General features: G+C 60.9%; 3 protein-coding genes. 1 reads left to right on the top strand and 2 read right to left on the bottom strand.

What is annotated here, in order from left to right; genetic code table 11:
* Positions 1 to 302: hypothetical protein (locus NW829_RS11760; protein WP_414417157.1), on the bottom strand; the 302-nt coding region annotated here is incomplete at its 3' end.
* Between NW829_RS11760 and NW829_RS11755 the strand changes: the two genes are divergently transcribed.
* Positions 301 to 1353, top strand: a complete 1053-nt coding sequence (locus NW829_RS11755; protein WP_414417156.1) for a CsgG/HfaB family protein — start codon at positions 301 to 303, stop codon at positions 1351 to 1353. The two genes, NW829_RS11760 and NW829_RS11755, sit on opposite strands and share 2 nt — an antisense overlap.
* A gap of 19 nt (positions 1354 to 1372) precedes the next feature.
* Here the strand turns inward: NW829_RS11755 and pruA are convergent, their stop codons facing one another.
* A complete protein-coding gene (gene pruA, locus NW829_RS11750) occupies positions 1373 to 4327 on the bottom strand; it encodes an L-glutamate gamma-semialdehyde dehydrogenase (RefSeq protein WP_414417155.1) in 2955 nt (984 codons plus the stop codon).
* Positions 4328 to 4371: the final 44 nt, after the last annotated feature.

The following is a 4371-nucleotide window of genomic DNA, read 5'->3' as shown; positions in this document are numbered from 1 at the left end:
CATCCATGCGCAGCGTGGTAGGAATCTCCGGCCTTCAGGCCGGGGAGGATGTCAATTGCAGAGAGCGAGTACCTTTGCTCAACAGGGTTGAGATTTGTCAACTCTTCTATACAAACCTTCTCAATCCCTTTTTTCAACAACCTTGTAGTCGGTAGAGTGTAGGGCATCTTCTGGGAACAGGCGACGTCAGGATCCTTAGCCCTTAGCTGCCAGGTGATACCGGTCACCGCCCTGAAGCTCTTTTGGGTGCAAGCTGAGAGTAACTGTGGCCACTTCCCAGATCTAGGAGATCGTTTAACCATGCGCAACCTCTCTTCCGTTTTGCTGTTCGGGATCCCTTTGGTAAGCCTAGGCTGGACAGGGATCCCGGTGGTGGCCCAATCCGCCAATCCAGCCCTCTGCCAGCAATTTCCCCAAGACATTCGCTGCACCCTCTCTGCCCCCAGACAGGTGGGACAAGCGCCGCAACCCACATCCCGTCCTCGGATTGCAGTCTTGGACTTTGATTTCAGCAGCCTCAGCAACCCCTACAGCTTCCGCGAGGCTTCGCGGGGGGTGAGCGACCTGTTGGTGGATCGGCTGGTGAGAGATGGCACCTTTTCCGTCATCGAGCGCTCGCGGCTGGACGCGATCTTGGCCGAGCAGAACCTGGGTCTATCCGGGCGACTGGATGCCAACACCGCTGCTCAGGTAGGCCGGATCCTAGGGGTCGATGCGGTGATCCTCGGCAGTGTGACCCAGTTTGATGTGTCGGTGCGCCGTTCTGGGGGTGGGGCACCGGTCTTGACCCCCTTTGGCAGCTTCCCGCTGGCGGTGGGGGCTGAGTCGGTGGATGCCGATGCCAACGTGCAGCTGAATGCCCGCTTGGTGAGCACCAGTACTGCCGAGATCTTGGCCGTGGTCGAGGGCAAAGGCAACGCCAGCCAGTCGGATAGCACGGTCACGGTTGCCGGCTTTGGCGGGGGATCCGCCACCAGCAACGAAGAGAAGCTGTTGGTATTGGCAAGCCAACAAGCGGTGGAGCAAATTGCCCAGCAGTTGGCCGGTTTTGCCGGGCGCTTGGCAGCTCAGCCTCGCTCTCTGCCAACGGTTGACGCCTTGGTGGCGGATGTCTACGGCAACCAGGTGATCCTGAACAAGGGCAGCCGCGATGGCTATCGGGTGGGATTGATTCTTTCTGTGGAGCGCGTCGTCCGCGAGGTGAAGGATCCGGCCACGGGGGCCGTTTTGCGCAAATTGACCGAGCCAGCCGGACAGATCCAACTGACGGAAGTGGATGACGGCTCCAGCGTGGGACGCATTCTCAGCGGGGCAGGCTTCAAGGTTGGGGATGTGGCCAAGCCTGTCCAATGAGCTTTCCCAAGCCCTATCCTCAGGATCCCTCGATGGGAGCAAAGCCCTGCCGTTGCGTGTTTTCGGTTACGGTGCGCGGCTCTAAAAATTGCAGCAGGTAGTCGGGGCCGCCGGCTTTGGATCCCACGCCGGAGAGCTTGAAGCCGCCGAAGGGCTGCCGCTCCACCAACGCCCCGGTGATCTCGCGGTTGATGTAGAGGTTGCCGACGGCAAAGTCCTGGCGAGCCTGTTGAATGTGGGAAGGGGTGCGGCTGTAGAGACCGCCGGTGAGGGCGTAGGGGGTGGCATTGGCCATCTGCAGAGCAGAAGAAAAGTCCGGCGCTGAGATCACCGCCAAAACCGGGCCAAACAGCTCCCGCTGCGCCAGCTCTGACTGGGGATCCACCTGGCTGAACACAGTGGGGCCGACGAAGTAGCCTTTTTCCGGCACGGGCAGGCTGAGGTCGAGGCGGGCATCAGCCTTAGCCGATTGAATGGCCTGTTGCAGGCGAGCTTGGGCCTCTGCATCGATGACCGGGCCAACTTGGGTGCTGGGGTGGGCTGGATCCCCCACATTTAAAGAGCGCACCGCCTCGATGAGCCGCCCCAAGAACAGGTCGTGAATGGACTGCAAAACGATCGCCCGCGAGCAGGCGGAGCATTTCTGGCCACTGTAGCCAAAGGCGGAGTTGACCACTCCTTTGACCGCCTGATCCAGGTCGGCGCTTTCGTCGATGAGGATGGCGTTTTTGCCCCCCATCTCGGCAATGACCCGTTTGATGTGGTGCTGGCCCGGCTGCAGTTGCGCGGCTTGGGCGAGGATCTGGCAACCCACCGCCTGGGATCCGGTGAAGGCAATCAGGTGCACCCGCCAGTCTTGAACCAACAGGGGGCCAATGGCTTCGCCCACCCCCGGCAGGAATTGAAAGACACCCTCCGGGATCCCGGCTTCCTCCAGCGCCTTGAGGATAAAGCCCGCCAGCTTGGCCGCGATCAGCGAGGATTGTTCTGCCGGTTTAAGCAGCACACAATTCCCGGCCACCAGAGCCGCTGCCGTCATGCCACAGGGGATGGAGAGGGGGAAGTTCCAGGGGGCGATCACCACCGCCACACCGCGGGGCTGGTAGTGGTAATGGTTGGTTTCGCCGGGCAGGTTGCACTCCCGTCCCCGCTCCAGAGCCTCCATCTGTTGGGCGTAGTAGCGGCAAAAATCGATGGCCTCGGAAACTTCCCCATCGGCCTGGGCAATGGGCTTGCCCACCTCCAGCACCATCCAGGCAGCCAGCTCCGCCCGCTGGGCTTCGATTTGCTCCGCCACCCGTCGCAGGATCCCCGCCCTCACGGCAACGGGGGTGCGTCTCCAGATGGGAAAGCTGGCCTGGGCCGCTGCCAAGGCTTGCTCCACCTGTTCCAGATCGGTCAACCCAATTTCCGCTACCACCTGTTGGGGATCCGCAGGGTTGAGGGAGAGCATGGCTTGTCGAGTGGGGCGATATTCTCCGGCAATCCAGGGCTGAACCCTCTGACCCAGTTGAGGCCGGATCTCGTCCAATGCCTGAAAAAAGGGATCCCGCTGCTGGGGCTGGCTGAAATCCGTATCGGGAGCGGCGGCAAACGAGAGAGAAGGAGCTTGGAAAACGGATCCCTCGTCCAAGACCGGCGGGGCCAACAGCTGCTCGGGGTTGTAGCCCTGAACGCTTTGCCGCAGAAAAGAGGTGTTGGCGGTGTTTTCCAGCAAACGCCGGATCAGGTAGGCCATACCCGGCAGCAGCTCCCCGTAGGGGCAGTACACCCGCACCCGCTGTCCCTTCTGCACCAAGGCCTTGGCCAGGGGATCGGCCATGCCATAGAGCACCTGCAGTTCAAAAGCAGACTGGGGCACCTCCAGGGCTTGGGCGATGGCGATGGCTTTGGCCTGAGAGCGCACATTGTGGCTGGCGATGGCGGCGTGGAGATGGGTGTGGTGCTCCAACAAAAGCTGGGTCATGCGCTCGAAGTTGGCGTCGGTAGCAGACTTGCTGTTGTAAACCGGCTGTGGCCAGTGCTTTTGCGCCGCCAGGATGGTCTCTTGATCCCAGTAGGCCCCCTTGACCAAGCGCACCGTCACCGGGGATCCCCGCTCTTTGGCCCAGGCGATCAGGTTTTGCAGATCGGTGTAGCTATCCCGCAGGTAGGCCTGCAGCGTCAGGCCAACGTCGGTGCGGCTTTTGAACTCCGGCTCCAGCAGCAGCTCCTGCAAAATGGCCAGGGTGAGGGATTTGTAGCGGTACTGCTCCATGTCGAAATGGATCCCGACTCCCAGAGCTTCTGCCCGGCGCAACAGGATGCGAATCCGTTCCCCCACTTTGGCTTTGGCCCCCAGGGGATCGATGGGATCGAACTGGGAATAGAAGGCTGTCAGCTTTACCGACACTTGCGGCACCGGCTGCGGTTGTGGCCAGGTTTTGACCATCTTTGCCAAATGCTCCATCACCTGCAGATAGCGATCCAGATAGGATTGGGCTTCCGCTTCGGTGATGACGGCTTCCCCCAGCAAATCCAGCGTGAAAGCCATACCCTGCCGGTGCAGAGCTTCCAGAGTTTTGCTGACTTGCTGCAGGGTTTCTCCGGCAATGTATCGACGGGCCAAGGCTTCCACGGCAGCGGTTAGGGTGGTGGCAGCCAACTGCCCTGGCAGGGAGTCGGGGTCTGCAAAGTTGAGCAGGCTTTTCAGCATTCCCGGCAATTCCACCGCCCGATCTGAAAGATACTCCTGCAAATGGCGGGCCACCTCAGCCTTGCTTTTCAAGCTGGGCAAGACATCAATCAAGCGGAACAACTGGGTGCGCAAGTGGGGGTTTTCCATCGCCCAGGCCAGCAGCTTGTCCTCCCAGCGCAGTTGATCCCGCCACTGGGCCAGCAGGGATCGCTTCTCTCCCCAAAGAGAGGCCAACAAAGATTGGGCGAGAGCTTGGGTTTGGGCCTCGTAGGCAGTAGGAGCAGCTTGGGCAACCATCTGATGCACCGGGGGGCGGGATCCCTACCATCCTGTCATGGAAA

The organism is Synechococcus sp. R55.8 (genome assembly GCF_047461895.1).
Classification (GTDB): domain Bacteria; phylum Cyanobacteriota; class Cyanobacteriia; order Thermostichales; family Thermostichaceae; genus Thermostichus.
Note: the sequence above shows the minus strand (reverse complement) of the source record. Positions and strands in the feature narration are given on the sequence as shown.